Genomic DNA, 17,950 nt, shown 5'->3' with positions numbered 1-17,950 from the left:
TAGTGCTGAGTAGTAAGTGCTGAGTTAGGAGTCAAGAGTCAAGAATTAGAAGTTAAGAGTCATTAATTATTCTCCCCTGCCCCCTGCTCCCCTGCTCGTCTAACTCCTTGCTCCTAACTTTTGACCTGTGCCATTTTTCTGTGCAGTATTATCTTCTGGTAGTTCAATACCAAAGACACGACTAAAAGCTTTTGAGACTTTGTAGCCTGTATCAATCGATTCTAAGGGGTCTTTCCGCAGTCTGTGACGTAGACATAAGGTAATTACACGGCGGATGTCATCAACTGTAACTTCAGTGCGTCCTTCAAATGCTGTTAAGGCTTTGGCGGCGCGGTTGCTAACAATATCACCCCGTAAACCATCTACATCTAGTTCTGAACAGACTTCAGAAATTTTCACCCGAAAATCATACTCAATTTTAACTTCTGGTAAAAGCTGTTGAGCATTGACAATTTGCTGTTGCAGTGCTTCTTGCTGGGGTTTGTACTTTTCGAGAAATGTCGGGGGATTTTGGTCAAATTCTGCCCGTTGTTCAACGATTTGCACGCGCAAAGCAGGTTCTTTTACTGTGTGAATTTCTGCGTGCATCCCAAAACGGTCTAGGAGTTGGGGACGGAGTTCGCCTTCTTCTGGGTTTCCAGAGCCTACAAGCACGAAACGAGCCGGGTGACGAATGGAAATGCCTTCCCGTTCTACGGTGTTCCATCCACTAGCGGCAGAGTCGAGTAGTACGTCTACAAGGTGGTCATCTAGCAAGTTGACTTCATCGACGTAGAGAATACCTCGGTTAGCCTTGGCTAGCAGTCCGGGTTCAAAGGCTTTGACACCCTCAGATAAAGCTTTTTCGATGTCGATAGTGCCGCAAACTCGGTCTTCTGTGGCTCCCAGTGGTAAGTCTACCATTTGGACTTTTTTGTGAGCTACGGGAATTTCCGCCCCTTGTTCTAACTGCTGGCGGACTTCATCGCTCATCAAGTCAGGGTCGCTGGGGTCACTGTTGAACGGGTCATTGGCAACCACGGAGATTTCTGGCAGTAGATCCGCCAGCGCCCGGATAGTTGTGGATTTACCAGTGCCGCGATCGCCCATAATCATGACACCACCGATTTTGGGATCAATCACGTTCAACAATAACGCCAGTTTCATTTCTTCCTGGCCTACAATTGCCGTAAAAGGAAATACCACGCGACGCGCACTTGCCGTAGATTGAGCAGTTGGACTCACTAAATTACCTTAACAATATTTTTCTTATTACAGTTCTTTATTGTGACACAGGTGGGGGCAGGGGAGAGTGAGAGAGAAGGAGAATAACTACTGAACCAATGACGCCAGTTTCCTCAATGGGGAAAACCCCCGCATGGAACTAGCTCCCCAATGCTCCACGACTTCATCAATACTTTGTCTACACTATAACTTGACGAAGTTCTTCAGGAGCAGTACAGACCTAATGTCTAAAAAGCCGTTCCAAAGCCGTCCATTTGCCTCAAACAATCCGTACACAAGCAATAACTATCTTTCAGACAAATGGCAGGAAAGAGTTGCACAAGTAGCATATCGCTTTAATCAACAGTATCAAAATCAAACTTTTGAACTCCCAGCAGAAGTACAAGCGATGCCAATATATCGGGAGTGGGTTGCTGGCATATTAGCAGCAAAAATTGCTTCTCCTTTCTGGGAAATTGCTCAACCTCAAAAGAATCAGCATTGTTTGGACATTGGCTGCGGTGTCAGCTTTTTAATCTATCCTTGGCGAGATTGGCAAGCATTTTTTTATGGGCAAGAAGTGAGTAATTTCGCACGGGATACTCTCAATTCTCGTGGTTCGCAGCTGAACTCAAAATTGTTTAAAGGTGTCGAGTTAGGCCCAGCTCACCACTTAAACTACTCTAATGAGCAATTTGATTTAGCGATCGCCACAGGATTTAGCTGCTATTTTCCACTTGAATATTGGGCTGCTGTGTTAACAGAGGTCAAACGAGTGTTGAAACCAGATGGTCTGTTTGTGTTTGACATTCTCAATCCAGAACAGCCTTTAGCGGAGGATTGGGCAGTTTTAGAAACCTATTTAGGTGCTGAGGTGTTTTTAGAACCTCTAGCTGAGTGGGAAAAAATAATTAAAGCTGCTGGTGCTAAAGTAATTGGGCGGCAATCTGGAGAATTATTTGACTTGTACAAGGTGCGGTTTTAGGATAAAAATTTAACTAGCTTGGCGTTAAGTCTCCCGCCACAATCTATTGATTTGGTAGCGGGATGAGCGCCGACTTTAGGCGCTCAGAACTTCAAAGGCGATGCATCAAAAAACTTCGGTTATTACAAACCCCAAGGTGAAGGAATTGCTGTTGTCGAAATTACTTTCTTTGCACTCAGTCTGATAGCAGTTTGCTCACAAGCGGGGCATTTAACTTTAACCAGAATTACTGATGGGCGTCCCTTGAATTCACCCATCGCAGGCTCACCAGTGTACTCACTTATTATTCCCTGTTTACAGTGCCAGCACTCAAATAAAATACGGTTCACTGGTTTGTCACAATCTAAAAACTTAATGTGCTGAAAATGGTCGGGCGGTGATTCTTTATAGTCAGAGTGACGTTCATTTGATTGTTGTAGCCTAATTTTTGGCTTTTGCTCCAACTCTTGATTATTAGGTCTAGTGGGCTGCTGTGGCTCAACTGGGCGTGCTGAAATCGTCTCATTACTAATAGGGGCGGGGTCAGACTGATGCTCAGTTGAGGCTTGAGATTGAGACTCATCGCTAACAATATTATCGCCAACAATAGTAGAGTCAGATTTTGGACTTTCGTCGTGCGATTGTAGCTGAGATTGTTTTGGTGGTTTAGGTAGTCTTTCTGTAGATTTCATCAACACCTCTGTTTTAATGAACTAAGCCAGATTGAGAATAAGCCTTTGTATTTTAACCGCCAATTTATTAACCGTGTATTTTTACTATAATGAGTTTTTTTATACTTTATTACTTGTCAATTTAAGCTAAAACCATCCGTTGGATGGAGAAACTGGTTAAATAGAGAAGCATAATTTTTCAAATAAGATATTAGCATTTTGTCTCCAGTTAGATCATAAGCTAAAGGCTTTTTATGTAACATTATATTAGCGCAAATTTATGAAATTTATTATAGGGATTTTATTCTGATTTCATCTACAGAAGTTAATACTGATAGGCTCTGCCTTGAGGAAGATTTTTTGCTAAGTGTAAGCGTATCCTTAAGCACTGTAAATACACTCAAGCCGTAACAGGATTAACAGGCAAGCTGCGATTAGGCGATCGCCCCACCAAGCAAATCCTCGAATTTGCTTTTCAAATCGCGTTCTTAAGCATTCAATCTAAATAATATAGACCATTTTAGAAACGTTGCAGTGCAACATTTCTAACAATTGAATCAATATTAAATTATTTAGATTCACCATTCATTTTAAAACTGATATTCAAGAGCAGTTAGCAATACCCCCTACGCAGGATTAACACCTACTTATCCCTTAAAAAGAGTGTTGTTAGACACTCACGGTTTCAACTGATTTCTTAAATCTCTAATTCAGTCAAAGGCTAATTGACAAAGCTTTCATAGATAATTAACAGGCGAGGTATAAATAGCAAAGTCAGCTTTGTTCCCTTTATTTATAGATATTATCCACAATTGTTAGCCCTGATAGAGATTACAGGGATTGTTGCATATCTATTAATTATTGTGATATTCATCTGGTATTATTTCTCAAGAATATAGCCAGCTTTATATGGGCATGAACAAACCTATGTTGTCTCGTGTCTATGGAGTTCTGGCAATATTCATCTGGCATTGTCCCCCCAAGGATATTGCCATAATTTACTCCTATTAGGGCCAGGGGTGCGCTCCTGGCTTTTCTATTTAGATGCGATCGCTTTAGTTTATTGTCACTCCTCAAGTGTTTTTCTTTCAAGCGATCGAGGAAGATCACAAATTTCTGCTGCTCTCGAACAGATGGTGGAATTGCTAGTTGTATTAGTAACCTCTCTAGTGGTATGGAGAGGATTTTACTTTACTTCTTAATTTTTAATTCAAAAAAGGTCATGCTATGAGATTTTCGCAATTGACTTTGGCACTTGGTGAAGGGCAATTGCTCTTAATCTTATTTTAAATCAAGTTTTATATGAGTTTTTATATGAGTTTTTATATGAGCTTTGGAAAGTCATATATATCAGGTTTTAGTGTGATGATTATTTTGATCTGCAATTAACTAACAGTTAAAATACAGCGTTTTGTATCTAAATGGAGTACATCCTTTACCCCCCTTCTAAAGGGGGGAAATTGCCAATCTAGTTCCCTCCCCTTGGAAAGGGGAGGGTTAGGGAGGGGTATTTTTGTACTTCACTAACTTGCAATCTGCTGTAAATCTGAGGAAAAACGGTAAATATTTCACTAACATAAATAATGTTTATTGAATACTGTAATGAGAACTGAGTTAAAGGGATTGTATTAAATATTTTGAGTAACTAAACATATGTAAAATTGTTGACTTACTCTGCCACAAACGCATAGGTTTTCAAAACAGTTACAAAATTAGGAAATATAAACTATGATTGGTGCTACTCAAATATTCTCAGTTCAGTTCCGCAGTCGCTTACAAACAGGGATCAAACGCCGTTTACAGAGAGGGATTGAAGCAATATCAGATATTCTCAATCCAGACAGACCACCAAGTCACCTTAGAAACTGGATATCTCCTCTGTGGTTTGATTTTGAGGAGACTGGGCGAGATCAGCTTGAATTCTTTGTAGAATTAGCCGGACTGAAGCCCTCTGATCATTTCCTGGACATTGCATGTGGAATCGGAAGGATTGCCATCCAACTGTCTCGGTTTCTAAACTCTGAGGGACGCTATGAGGGCTTCGATATTGCAGTGGCAGCAGAACACATTAAGTGGTGCCAGAACCACATATCATCTAAGAACCCAAACTTTTCATTTAGAGTTTGTGATGTGAAAACTAGTTGGACTCCGGAAAGCCGATACCCAGTCGATGAATATGTATTTCCATACGAAGAGTCATCTTTTGAATTTATCTATGCTGGTTCGATATTTACCCATATGGATACTTTAGGTTCTCAAAATTATCTCAAGCAAGTAGCGCGCGTAATGAAGACTAATGGTCGCTTTGTTGCTACTTGGTTACTCTATAACAAGGATTCGGCTCAATTGACATTAGGTGGTGGAGATGCTGCCAGATATTGGAAATATGACCACGGCGATTACCGAACAAAAACAGAACAGTTCCCTGAAAGCAGTGTAGCAGTTGAATATTCAAGAGTGCGGCAGCTCTACTCCGAAGCTGGTTTGACAATTATTGATCCGATTCGGACTGATGCTTCGTACTGCTCTGCAAGAATTCCGTCCAATCGGGAGCAGGGAATGCACCTTTATTATTGTTGTAGCATTATTGCTGTACTTAACACCTCTTTCAAGGAGGTTTAACGCACATCAGTAATTTTATAGAGGAAATAAAAGAGGAAAATAACCCTGTTTTGTCACTTTTGGAGAACCAATAGCTGAAAGGCTTCCAAAGCTACAAACTCTTGTGGAGGGACAAAAAAGGCTAGGATGCAGATAGGATAAGCCTTATTGTCCTCTCTTCTTGTAGATGAACATAGACACTCGTAAGGGCGCACATCTGTGCGCCTCTATCTATGTACCTCATTCAAATGAGAATCACTATATCTCTCTTTTATCAGTCTTGTAAAAATTAACGAATTTTTGACGTTTCAGCCAACGAAAAATTAAGGTTTCACCCTAGATTAATGTAAGCAGGGATATTGCCGAAGTCATCAATATTTTGATTGATACTGTTACTGATATCTGAGATAGATGTTTTTTAAATACAGCAGAGTTTAAGGAAGCTGAAGTACAAAGTCACTGCTTTTGAGGCAGGAGAGAGAAGAATAATTTGATTTGTGAGTTCTTGATTCTGTACCTCACTTAGTTGCAAACCGCTGTAGGTCTCAAAGTCAGCTAGGAAGCCTGTTTGCCTTCTGAATTCTGCTGTATATTACTCTCAATCAGTAGGAGCATTAGGAGTTTGAATGTCAATATCTGCTTGAGCTAAATTAGGAATTTGCCAATTTACTTGTCCAGCCTTTAGTACTTCAAATAACGCAGGGGGAACGTTAAACTCCATTTCCTGAGTGGTTGGATTAGTTCTAGCAACAAGATGAGTACCATCCACAATCTTTAAAACTGCTGGTTCTTCTATCGGTTGGTTTAGCCCTGCTATTTTGCTCCCATTGGGCAGATATATAGCATCACAATCCCAATCTTCGTCTGTACTTTCTCCTTGTCCTAGATAGTAGAGACTGTTCTGAGTGGAGTTTTCAGGTTTACGAGCGTATATAGCCAGCTTCTTTCCTGTCTCATTGCGGCAAATCGCCCAATCTTCGGAATTCTCCATTGTCTGTTTTTGTAATTGAAGAGCAGCAATTTTCTGCTGCAATTCTTCTGCCGTATATCCAGCTTGCTCAGGATTATTTGTTGCTGTTAAAAGACTATTAAGAGTTTGAACAACTTGAGGATATTCTGGGCTGTCTTCAGAAATTCTATCTGCCCATGAAGGTTGAGCGAACCCCAAATTTATCAAAAATAGTAAGACAACTAGAACAATTTTCAAAGGTTTCATTTACTTTCTCCTTTGCAATAAAAGCATTTTTTCTGTAGGAAAATTTGCTTTTTAGTGCGAAACATTTATCTCTACTTTCAAGATATTCATCCTGAGTAGTAAAATCAAATACTCTTTTTTGTCAAAACGATAAACTAAAATAATCAAACTGCAATAATTAATATAGTTTAATTAAGAAAAATCATGCTGATTGTGGCTTGTGCCACAATGCAGTTGTTAGATAGATTTTAAGGGCGATCGCCTCCGCTAAGCGTTTACAGGGCTTATGAAATCTCAAATCTCACAGAAAAAACTTGTTTATTGGTGGCAAAAATGGTTACGTCCCAGCATGGTACGTGTCACTGTTAGAGTAGTGGTTACAATTTGTCTAACAATTGGGGTGTTGGGTATCTTGGGAAGCACCGCTCCAATAAGCAATGCTCAGGTTGCAGTCAATACTCAACTAGTAAATAGCAGTAGGCACATTCAAAATCAACAGCCAGTATTAAAAGCAACAGCACCAGTTGCTAGTGTGTATCGCAGCCCCGATTGTAATTGTTGTGGTGGCTGGATTGATCATTTAAAGGCAAAGGGTTTTGAAATTAAAGACTTTTCAACACCTGACGTTGAAGCAGTCAAACAGAAGTACAACGTGCCAGATAACCTAACATCTTGCCACACAGCAATTGTGAATGGATATGTTATTGAAGGACACGTACCAGCAGAGGATATTAAACGTCTACTTCAAGAAAAACCAAATGTTGCTGGCTTATCTGTTCCGCAAATGCCTGTAGGTACTCCTGGGATGGAGATCGGAAATCAAAAAGACCCGTTTACCGTGTTTTCTTTTGATCGCAAAGGTAGAGTTGCAGTATTCAATGAATATCAGTCCTCTTGATATCGCAATTGCTGTAGCTGCAATCTATATCCTCTACCAATGCCAATGCTTGATCATGTGGTTATATCAAGACATCCTACACAGATATAACTTTTCTAAACTTCTAGTCAGTTGTAGAACGATGTCAAATGCTGTATCAATCATCTAAAGCCGAATGGCACGCTTAATCAGCTCTAAGCTGTGTAGAATAAGCACTACAGCTTTTAAAGCTAGTCAAGCGATTGTGCCAAGCGCAGTGCACTCATGCGATCGCTGTGCTTTGCAGACAAAGTGAAATCAATGCAATGATAGCCCAGGAGTTATCTAAATTTTTGTGGATATAGAAAAAGCTTATGCGTTCGGGAAATACTTTCTATGATCCGAATAAGCCAACATCATAACTACCACTGTGACAAATCGTGTGATAACCCTCAAGCAGAAGGCGCAGAGATCATTAGAGTATGCAAGGTGCGATCGCTGCGTGCAAATGCTCCCGTTCAGTTACCAGGAATCAATCCTTTGTAAGGGAAGTATGGAGGAGGAACTTGAGTCTTAAATACTATGTCAATCCAGTAATTACTAGCTAAATAACCCTCTGTAGGAAAACCACCTTCTAACCCATATTTAAATACACCATTGCGCTCGCAATTGCTGTCTGTGACTTGAGCGCATGGTCTTAAGAAGATACCATCACTGCTATACACGCCTTGACGTAGGATGTGGAGTGGCCCGTTCTCGACATTAACATCAGTCCAGAAGTTATCTTTGACTAAATAATTGCCTTTACTTGCATAGTAAGAAGCAGTGTAAATTTCTCCTGCTTTGATAGCAGCTGGAGGATAGACTATGACGGTTTGCCACCCTGGAGTTGGCCCCTGTCCCTCAATCGCTACGCCACTACCTAGTAGCTCACCTGTTGCACTCCAAACATTAACTTTATAACCACTATCAATTGGTACACTGCGATAAAAACGGATTGCAGTCACTTGTCCATCGACATCGCTGCGGAACTTGACCCCCAGTTCTACGGGTTCAGTATCAGGGTCAAATGAGTTACCTAAATCTGGTAAATAAGGCCATAAGGAGTAAGAGTAAGTTGGGATATCTGCTAATACTGGCTGTAAATCTGAGTAGGCAGAAAAAGATCCAGTTAGTAGGATAACACCCACAATGTGCATCGCAGCGCGATGCACATTGTACTGCTTGGTAGATTGCATTGAGTTTTTGATGATAAAAGGAACTTTGGTCTCAGCACTGTCACCAGACTACCACTTGTTTTGAAATACAATGTTTAATAATTGGTTATGTGAAGCTGTGGACAGTAAATGATTAGAGTATTATGCCGAGTTTGCTGTACATTGGTCAATGTCAACATCTAAAATACTAGATTTACAAACTACTGTTATTGTATAAACCAGCAATCTGCTGGAAGTTTATAGTCCTACTAAAAAGTTGATTAAATCAGGTAAATAAGTTAAAGTTTGAGAAAAACTTTCAGTTCCTTGAGTGAGGTGATGGTGGATTTCATAACCTTATAGATGGAATTATTGCTCAAATAATGAATGTATTACCACTACTGCACCGACTCCATGTGCTAGCTGTTGTCAATGCCCTTAGACATAGAAGATACAAAGAAAAAAAGGCGATCGCAATCTCATTCCTAGATAAGTTATAGTTAAATCCATCATTCTTACTCTTATTTTTAAGAATTTATTGCAGCTATATATTGATGCATTTACTAACGTTTTTTCACATCCACTTGAGCTTCTTTAAGTAACTGATGTGCCGTTTATTGGCTATTCTTAATCAATATTGTGAAGCGGTTTTCTAGATATATATAATATTCTCTAGCGGTAAATTTGGTGTATGCGAATTAAGTTGTAGTGGATTTTCTTTTTCCCATTTCGCTGTACCAGTGGGATAAGTACCATCTGCGGATAAAGACTAACTGGTAGTTCGTTACCTTAACAGGCAATTATTTTATTGCTGATTTGTCCCAACAAAAATTTAATTGCAGACCTAATTTGAGTATGATGATTATGGGTTGAGTACAGTAAAAAAACATCTTGTCACTAACACGTTCTGATCTCGAATCAAGACGCTTGCAGCAGACTATTCTACAGTCTGGCAGTGGCGTAATATTAAGTGAAGCTCAGTTACAAGAATCACTCCACCAAACTCTTCGGCAACAAAAGCCAAATTCTGACGTTTGGTTGTTTGCATATGGTTCGCTTGTTTGGAATCCTATCTTTAAATTTGCAGAACAGCGGATTGGTAAAATTTACGGCTGGCACCGCCGTTTTTGCCTGTGGGTTCCTCAAGGTCGCGGTACACCAGAAAATCGAGGATTAGTATTAGGTCTAGATAGTGGTGGTAGTTGTCGAGGTATTGCCTACCGAATAGCTGCTGCTGATGTATCGTCGGAACTACCACTGCTTTGGCGACGCGAAATGGTAGTCGGTTCTTATATCCCTCATTGGGTGAGAGTGTTTGACGGTATTGAACAATTGCCAGCGATTACCTTTGTCATCAACCGCCAGCATCGTGCTTATGCGGGTAAAATTTCATTAGAAACAACGATTAACAGCATTGCGACGGCATCTGGAGAGCTTGGTTCTTGTGCTGATTACCTCATGCAAACTATCAACGGATTGATGCAAGTTGGAATAACAGACAAGCAATTGCTTTGGCTTTCTAAGCAGGTATTGGCCAGACAGGATTAACAATTAATTAATATTAATTAAATTACAGCAGATTTCAAGTTGATGAAGTACACGATATAGGTCTCATGGTTACTGAGCGGCTTGCCTTGAGCGTACTCCTACGGGGAAGCAAGCTACGCCTCTGGTCTCGTAGAGAAGCCGAAAGGAGTCGAAGTAAAGTCAGGTATAAAGCCTTTTTCCTTTCTGTTAGCATAGCGGGGCGTAGCCTATTCTGACTACTGAATTCTGACTCACCTCGGCTACGCTCGGCGGCCACCTGAATTCTGCTGTATTAATGTGAAATTCCATCTGAGTACCTTGATGCAGTTGTCCGTGGTGCAACTATAAAAGCATCAGATGTCTAGATTCCTGGTACTTCAGTTGAAGACATTGGGTTCTTGCTGCGTAGATGCTTTTAGCGGCTTGTTGCAGACATCTAAGTTGTATTTTCTGCACGGAACTGGGTTATGTAATAATTGCGCTAACTGTAATGAATCAATTATTTATCTGAAATTTCACTTCTGTCCTTACTGTGAGTTTGCTTACAAGAAATCTGGAAATTGTAAATCTAAAGTTAAGCCACAATAATGTTTACTACCTGACAGCAAACTAGCGTTACAGATGTGGGAACAATAAAGTCAGAAATCACCAAAATTTAGCAGTATGGTCAGCGCTTTTGTCAATATTCCCGGATACCACGTAAACGAAGAAATCTACAATGGTTCGAGAACCCTAGTTTATCGTGGGGATCGAGAAACTGACTCATTACCTGTAGTGATCAAACTGCTAAAAAATCCATATCCCACCTTAAATGACCTGGTGCAGTTTCGCAATCAGTATACTATTGCCAAAAATCTCAACTCATCCCTGATTATCCAAACCTATAGCCTGGAAGCGTATCAAAACGGATATGTGTTGGTGATGGAAGATTTTGGGATTTCTCTCAAAGATTATTTTGCTTGTAGACAGATGCGATACATCGAATCTTTACAAGAGTTTTTACAAATAGCGATCGCTCTGTGTAATACGTTAGATATACTCTATCGGGAACGGATCATTCATAAAGATATTAAACCTAGTAATATTTTAATTAATCCCGAAACAAAACAAGTTAAATTAATTGACTTTAGTATTGCATCTCTACTTCCACGGGAAACGCAAACCCTGATCAATTTTAATGTATTAGAAGGGACACTAGCTTATATTTCCCCAGAGCAAACAGGAAGAATGAATCGGGGGATTGACTACCGGACTGATTTTTATTCTTTAGGTGTGACATTCTACGAATTACTTACGGGTCAGTTACCTTTTCAATCAAATGACCCGATGGAGTTAGTGCATTCTCATATTGCAAAACAACCCCCTCCTTTAGAGCAATTTAAAATTCCTAATTCGATTTCTGATATTGTGATGAAATTGATGGCTAAAAATGCCGAAGACCGCTATCAGAGCGCATTTGGGCTAAAATTTGATTTAGAAAATTGTTTAAGTCAACTTCAGTCTACTGGTAAAGTAGAGAACTTTCAAATTGCTCAAAGGGATCTGTGCGATCGCTTTATTATCCCAGACAAACTTTATGGACGAGAAACCGAAGTAAAAACCCTACTCGAAGCCTTTGAACGGGTTAGTCTGGGCGCAACAGAAATGATATTGCTGGCTGGTTTCTCTGGCATTGGTAAAACAGCAATTGTCAATGAAGTTTACAAACAGATTGTGCGCCAACATGGCTATTTTATTCAAGGCAAATATGACCAATTCCAACGTAATATTCCTTTAGGTGCATTTGTACAAGCATTCCGAGATTTAATTGGGCAATTGCTTACAGAAAATGATATTAATATCCAACAATGGAAGAGGAAAATATTAAATGCTGTGGGAGAAAATGGACAAGTAATTATTGAAGTTATCCCAGAATTATCAAGAATTATTGGTCAACAGCCACCAGCACCAGAATTGTCAGGAACGGCTGCCCAAAATAGATTTAATTTATTATTTCAAAAGTTTACTCAAGTCTTTAACACTGCCACACATCCATTAGTGATGTTTCTAGATGATTTGCAATGGGCAGATTCAGCCTCACTAAAGTTAATACAGTTATTGATGGCTAATACAGAGCATCTTTTTTTAATTGGTGCGTATCGTGATAACGAAACAGCACTTACTTCTCCTAACAAAGACGCTACGCGAACAAGGCAGGGAACCTGTCAAACACAGCATATCGTCAACGCAACACATCCCTTAATGTTGACTTTGAGTGAAATCGCAAAAACACAAGCAAAAATTAATACGATTACTTTAGCACCACTGAGTCAAATACAAATAAATCAATTAGTTGCTGATACCCTGAAATGTACAGAGAATTTAGCATGGAATCTTTCTCAGTTGGTATCTCAGAAAACTCAAGGTAATCCATTTTTCGCGACTCAGTTTCTCAAAGCATTGCATCAAGATAAGCTTATTCAATTTAACTTTGAATCAGGGAGTTGGGAATGTGACATTACACAAGTGACTCAGCAAGCACTTACAGATAATGTTATTAGTTTTATGGCATTTCAATTGCAAAGACTGCCGACATCAACTCAACACGTATTGCAGTTAGCTGCTTGTATTGGGAACCAGTTTGATTTAGGAACTTTGGCTATTATTTCGGAAAACTCAGAGATAGAAACAGCAGCTAGTTTGTGGAAAGCCTTACAAGAAGGGTTGATTCTGCCTACTGGTAATATTTATAAATTTTATGTCGAGCAAGAAAGTCAAGCAGTTACTCAAGAAATTTCTCAAACCGTCACATATAAATTTTTACATGATCGCATTCAACAAGCAGCTTACTCGCTGATTCCAGATGAACACAAACAACTTACTCATCTAACAATAGGACAACTGCTATTACACAATACCGATGAAATGCAACAAGACGAGCGAATTTTTAAGATTGTCAATCAGTTAAATTGTGGCATTTCGCTCATGACTTCACTTGCTCAGCGTCGGCAGTATGCTCAATTAAACCTGAAGGCGGGTCGCAAAGCGAAAGAATCAACCGCCTACAGCGCAGCATTGCATTACCTCGATTATGGGATGCAGTTGTTAACGGCAAGTGGTTGGGATGTTGATGCTGATCTGATGCACAGCTTATACGAGGAAGCGGCAGAAGTTGCATTGCTCAATTGTGATTTTGAGCAGATGGAATCTCTGATTCAAGTTGTGTTGCAAAAAGCCAGTACCTTGCTTAAGCAAATAAAAGTGTATGAAGTTAAACTCCAAGCTTATCAGGTACAAAATCAACAACTTCAGGCGATTACAATCGGGCGAGAAATCCTTCAGAAGCTGGGAGTAATTCTTCCTGAGTCCGTCACCCTTTTAGATATTCAGCAGCAGGTAGAAAACACGCTGGCATCTCTACTGAGTCGCGCAATCAAAGACTTAGTAAATTTACCACTGATGCAGGAAGCGAAGGCTGTAGCTGCTTTGCGGATTATGACTAGCCTTGTCCCATCCATCCATCAGGCAGCTCCCCATCTCTTTCCAATCATTGCCTGTGAAGAAGTCAATTTATCGCTTAAATATGGGAATTCGCCCTTCTCTGCACCGGGGTATGCAGATTTTGGCATTGTTGTCAGCACAGTGTTGAATAAGTTAGAAGAGGGCTATGAATTTGGACAGTTAGCACTCAGAATAATGGATAAATTTTCCGATAAATCTGTCCAGAGCATGGTTCAGTTTAAAGTCGCTGCATTTAATCAATCGAATCAACAAAGTATTCGACAGGCAATCGATTTATTGAAAGAGTCTTATAAAGTTGGATTAGAAACGGGGGATTCGGTTCATGCCCTTGTCTCCACTTCGTTCAGGTTACTTTACACCTATTTAAGTGGAGCAGAGGATTTAGAAAACTTGTTAAAAGAGATAGAAATTTATCAATCGAGATTTGCTACAAGTCAAAATTTTTTAACTTGGGCGCATATCATTAGTTGCTCTATTAAAAATTTCACTGAGTTTAGCGAAAACCCAAGCTGTCTTGGTCGTGATGCTGGTGACGAACAACAGCGCTTATCGGCGCTTCTCAAAGAAAATGATGAACTGGCACTCCATCTGTTTTATCTGAGTAAGTTGATACTTAATTACTCATTTGGGCATTTTTCTACTGCTATTCAGGATGCAGACCAAGGAGCAAAATACCTCAAAGCAGGTATGGGGATGCCTTCTGCTTTGGTTTACTACTATTACGACTCATTGATTTGTTTGGCTCTTTATCCCACGGTTGATCCCCCGCAGCAAGAGAAACTGCTCTGGCAGGTTGAGGAAAATCAAAAAAAACTGAGAATCTATGCCAATGCTGCGCCAATTAATTATCAACACAAATATGATCTGGTAGAAGCAGTACGATGTCATATCTCAGGCAACAAGTTAGAAGCAATTGAATACTACGATCGCGCGATCGCTTTAGCCAAAGCCAACGGCTACATTCAGAATGAGGCATTAGCAAACGAACTTGCTGCCAAGTTTTATCTCGACTGGGGCAAAGAGAAAGTTGCCCAAGCATATATGCAAGAAGCATACTACTGCTACGCCCGTTGGGGAGCAAAAGCCAAAACTAATGACTTAGAAAAACGCTACCCTCAATTACTTCAACCCGTCCTGCAACAGCAACGACTCAACCTTAAAACCCTAGAAACTATTGCCTTTTGTGGGACTTATTCATCCACTTGCACTTCTAATACCGACAGCATTTATATTTCCGATGCCCTAGATTTTGCCTCTCTCCTCAAAACCGCTCAAGCTATTTCTAGTTCTCTGGAATTAGATATATTCATCACCAACCTCACGCGGATTATTCTAGAAAACTCTGGCGCGAAAAAATCTGTACTAATTCTTCCTCAAGATAATATTTGGCAAGTCCGAGCAATTACCTCTATAGATCATCAGGAAATACAAACTATCCTCACTCCACAGTTACTAGAGAATTGTCAAGAAATTCCTGTAAAAATTATCCAGTACGTCAAAAATACCCAAAAAACAATTGTTATAGACAATTGTCAAACAGATATTCCTGGTGTGATGGGGGAATATATGCACAGAACACAACCCCAGAGTGTGTTGTGTATGCCAATTATTAATCAAGGACATTAGACTTGTCCGAAAATTCCAAAGCCAGACTGTTCAAAGCTTTGGGGCAAAACTTTGATATCTTCGTAAATACGTAATTATAAGGCTTTGAGATAGTTAGTGATAATTTAGAGGCATAAAAATTAACTCCTAATTTCTAAAAATTTATGATTTTTGCTACTAGCTAAGTTGGCAGAACTAAGCTACCAATTCTTAACCTAACTAATCCGCAAACTGTTAAAATAATCTGCTCATACGTCTCAAGCTTTAAGCGAAATCTTTGTGAGGCTATGCGGAATATTTTAAGTAATCGAATCAAATGTTCAATGAATATCCGATTACTAGATAAAGCCTTATTTTCATCTTTTTGCTGTTGAGTTAATTCTCGTTTTGGTTTCTTTTTATGAGGAGTAGTGATATTCTCACCTCCTTGAAAGCCTTTATCACCTGAAAAGGGTTGAGATTTATCAAATTTATTTTGAGATTGACGAAACAATTTTATATCTGCTGTTGGCCCAGGAACACCTACTTCTACCTCTACAATATCTTTGCCTTCTGGTATGCCAATTATCAGACTTTTTAATGTATGTTGTCTCTTCTTTCCAGAAAAATATTTCTGTTGCTCTTTTTGGTCAGAATCCCTATATATTGGCTGTTCTAAGCTATCGACTAATAGCCTAAAATTTGTTAATACTTCTTGAACAAATAGTAAATCACTTTCATTATTTGATACTTGTTCTAATAAACTAGCAGGTAATATATCACGAGGAATTGGTATCCAGTCGTGAAATGTATCATTAGCTTCGGTTTTGGAAACACCAAATAGCATTCCTAATACTTGGAATGTTGGCATCTGTCTTAGATAAAATAGACATAAACATACTTGTTCTTCGGTTGATAACTTTTCGGGACGACCACCACCAGCCGCATTAATTCTAATTTTATGACTCTCTTGTTTAGCTTTGATGTATCGATTTCGTTTTAAGGCGCAATTTAGCAGTGATTGCAATTGTTCGTAACTAATCCCTAAAATCTGTTTTGTTCGTAGTGGATACTTTTGTATATAATCTAAAATCATAACTAATTGTGGAAAATGGTAGACGCCCAATCTAACGTTTTACCATTTTTCTTTTCCTAAGTTAATATTTCGGACAAGTTTATTTGGTAGGAATTCTTTACTTAGAAAATAGTTTAACTTCCGGAGTATTTACTAGCGATCGCTTGTTGATTACGACTTTTCTCTGCGTTCAGGCTGCCATTTCCCTAGAAAATGCCAGACTTTATCAACTTGAGAAAGAGAGATTCCAAGCCCTAGAGTTAAAGGCAAATATTTTATCATTTCGAGCAGAAATTGACTCTTCATTAATTCGTAGCACTGGTTTGACAGAGATGTTACAAACTTGTACACAAATCATTGTGAAACATCTTGATGCTGCTTTTGCTCGAATTTGGACAGTGAATCCAGCAGAAAATATGCTCGAACTACAAGCCAGTGCAGGTTTATATACACATATTGATGGCGCACATAGTCGAGTCCCCATCGGGAAATTTAATACCAATTCTCTAAAAGCTAGCTACAGATAGTGCCTCTAAAATATATTGTCTTCGGGCAATAGATACAATAATTTGTTTGGTTAATTTCCCAATTTCAGCGTAGAGAGCAGTACGTAAATCATCAAGTTTTTTAGGTAATAACCAACGCAGTCGGCGCTTAATATATTGCCAAACCTGCTCAATTGGGTTTAACTCGGGAGAATGTGCAGGCTGAAATAATAAAATGATGTTATCTGGTACTTGAAGACGTTTGGCTTTATGAAAGGCACCATTATCCAGTTGAATAATTAGTACTGAATCAGTAAAATGTTGAGAAATTAGATTGAGGAATATCTGAAAACAGTCAGTATTAAGATGTGAAAATTCCCAAAAAAAGCTTTCGCCAGTCAGTGGTTCGATGATTCCATATAAATATGTTGCTTTGAACTGCCACTGGTGTACACCAACGGGTTTGACACCCTTGCCTGTGATTTTCCGTCCTGTGATTGTTTTCAATCCAATTCGAGTTTCGTCCTCGCACCAAAAACGAATCGTTTTCGTTGTGCATAAAACTGTTAAGCAAAACCAAGACAGCATTGCTAAGTTGTGTGCAAGGTTTTTTTAAATGCCTCTACTTGTGGTTGTTTTTGTTCAACGCTTTTGGGGCGTGGTACTTTTGGCGATGACTCCAAACGGTAATAAACCAGTTTGTGAACTGTCTTGTAGCAAGAATTGACTCCCAAGTTTTGTTCTAGCCACTCTACAATTTCTTGATAACCATTAAATCCAAGTGGTTCTTGCAATCTTTTCTCTAATGCTTTTTCTGCCCAGTTTGGGATGGTTCTTGGTCTTCCTGGCGAAGATTTTTGTTTTAATAGTCCTTCAATACCGCCTGCTTTGTACTGTCGAATCCACTTGTGTAGGGTCACTCGATTTCGACCAATAATTTCTGCGGTTTGAGAAATTGTTTGACCATGCCCTGTTTTGAGTAAATATAGTAGCTGCACTCTTTCTTTAGCCGTCGCAGTTTTTTGTATTGCCAGTAAATCTTTGAGTTCTGCGACAGTCTCTTTAATTTCTAGTTGATATACCCCTGACATT

14 protein-coding genes are annotated in these 17,950 nt (G+C 39.4%); 7 read left to right on the top strand and 7 right to left on the bottom strand.

Annotated elements, in window-relative coordinates:
• Nucleotides 1–99: 99 nt before the first annotated feature.
• Nucleotides 100–1,224, bottom strand: coding sequence for a magnesium chelatase ATPase subunit I (bchI, locus tag WKK05_RS11235; RefSeq protein ID WP_341529804.1), 1,125 nt, complete (start codon nt 1,222–1,224; stop codon nt 100–102).
• Between the two features lie 223 nt (nt 1,225–1,447).
• On the opposite strand from bchI, the gene WKK05_RS11230 reads away from it, so the two are divergent.
• The gene (locus WKK05_RS11230) at nt 1,448–2,188 is read left to right on the top strand and encodes a class I SAM-dependent methyltransferase (RefSeq protein WP_341529803.1); all 741 of its coding nucleotides are present in this window, start codon (nt 1,448–1,450) and stop codon (nt 2,186–2,188) included.
• 122 nt (nt 2,189–2,310) lie between these two features.
• Here the strand turns inward: WKK05_RS11230 and WKK05_RS11225 are convergent, their stop codons facing one another.
• Nucleotides 2,311–2,859 (bottom strand): hypothetical protein, encoded by a 549-nt coding sequence (locus tag WKK05_RS11225; protein ID WP_341529802.1) that lies wholly within the window; start codon nt 2,857–2,859, stop codon nt 2,311–2,313.
• 950 nt (nt 2,860–3,809) lie between these two features.
• Between WKK05_RS11225 and WKK05_RS11220 the strand changes: the two genes are divergently transcribed.
• Together WKK05_RS11220 and WKK05_RS11215 are read left to right on the top strand one after the other, a co-directional pair.
• Nucleotides 3,810–4,040: a hypothetical protein gene (locus tag WKK05_RS11220; RefSeq protein ID WP_341529801.1), complete on the top strand. Its 231-nt coding sequence runs from the start codon at nt 3,810–3,812 to the stop codon at nt 4,038–4,040.
• A 526-nt stretch (nt 4,041–4,566) separates the two neighbouring features.
• On the top strand, nt 4,567–5,460 hold the full coding sequence (locus WKK05_RS11215) for a class I SAM-dependent methyltransferase (RefSeq protein WP_341529800.1): 894 nt from the start codon (nt 4,567–4,569) through the stop codon (nt 5,458–5,460).
• A gap of 577 nt (nt 5,461–6,037) precedes the next feature.
• On the opposite strand, the gene WKK05_RS11210 is transcribed toward WKK05_RS11215, so the two are convergent.
• Nucleotides 6,038–6,655, bottom strand: a complete 618-nt coding sequence (locus tag WKK05_RS11210; RefSeq protein ID WP_341529799.1) for a hypothetical protein — start codon at nt 6,653–6,655, stop codon at nt 6,038–6,040.
• Nucleotides 6,656–6,920: 265 nt separating this feature from the next.
• Between WKK05_RS11210 and WKK05_RS11205 the strand changes: the two genes are divergently transcribed.
• Nucleotides 6,921–7,532, top strand: coding sequence for a DUF411 domain-containing protein (locus WKK05_RS11205; protein WP_341529798.1), 612 nt, complete (start codon nt 6,921–6,923; stop codon nt 7,530–7,532).
• A 476-nt stretch (nt 7,533–8,008) separates the two neighbouring features.
• Here the strand turns inward: WKK05_RS11205 and WKK05_RS11200 are convergent, their stop codons facing one another.
• Nucleotides 8,009–8,728: a DUF4082 domain-containing protein gene (locus WKK05_RS11200; protein ID WP_341529797.1), complete on the bottom strand. Its 720-nt coding sequence runs from the start codon at nt 8,726–8,728 to the stop codon at nt 8,009–8,011.
• 849 nt (nt 8,729–9,577) lie between these two features.
• On the opposite strand from WKK05_RS11200, the gene WKK05_RS11195 reads away from it, so the two are divergent.
• Nucleotides 9,578–10,234, top strand: a complete 657-nt coding sequence (locus WKK05_RS11195) for a gamma-glutamylcyclotransferase (RefSeq protein ID WP_341529796.1) — start codon at nt 9,578–9,580, stop codon at nt 10,232–10,234.
• 642 nt (nt 10,235–10,876) lie between these two features.
• Nucleotides 10,877–15,340 (top strand): AAA family ATPase, encoded by a 4,464-nt coding sequence (locus WKK05_RS11190; RefSeq protein WP_341529795.1) that lies wholly within the window; start codon nt 10,877–10,879, stop codon nt 15,338–15,340.
• 160 nt (nt 15,341–15,500) lie between these two features.
• Here WKK05_RS11190 and WKK05_RS11185 read toward each other — a convergent pair whose 3' ends face one another.
• Complete coding sequence (locus WKK05_RS11185) at nt 15,501–16,394, bottom strand: transposase family protein (protein ID WP_341529794.1); 894 nt, start codon at nt 16,392–16,394, stop codon at nt 15,501–15,503.
• 83 nt (nt 16,395–16,477) lie between these two features.
• Here WKK05_RS11185 and WKK05_RS11180 point away from each other — a divergent pair, with 83 nt between their 5' ends.
• Nucleotides 16,478–16,900 (top strand): GAF domain-containing protein, encoded by a 423-nt coding sequence (locus tag WKK05_RS11180; RefSeq protein WP_341529793.1) that lies wholly within the window; start codon nt 16,478–16,480, stop codon nt 16,898–16,900.
• Here WKK05_RS11180 and WKK05_RS11175 read toward each other — a convergent pair.
• Entirely contained in the window at nt 16,880–17,446 is a 567-nt protein-coding gene (locus WKK05_RS11175) for an IS630 family transposase (RefSeq protein WP_341524715.1), read from the bottom strand. The two genes, WKK05_RS11180 and WKK05_RS11175, sit on opposite strands and share 21 nt — an antisense overlap.
• Nucleotides 17,447–17,448: 2 nt before the next feature.
• Entirely contained in the window at nt 17,449–17,949 is a 501-nt protein-coding gene (locus WKK05_RS11170; protein ID WP_341524716.1) for a helix-turn-helix domain-containing protein, read from the bottom strand.
• Nucleotide 17,950 lies beyond the last annotated feature (1 nt).

The organism is Nostoc sp. UHCC 0302, from assembly GCF_038096175.1.
Taxonomy (GTDB): Bacteria; Cyanobacteriota; Cyanobacteriia; order Cyanobacteriales; family Nostocaceae; genus UHCC-0302.
This window is presented reverse-complemented; position numbering and strand designations above follow the sequence as displayed.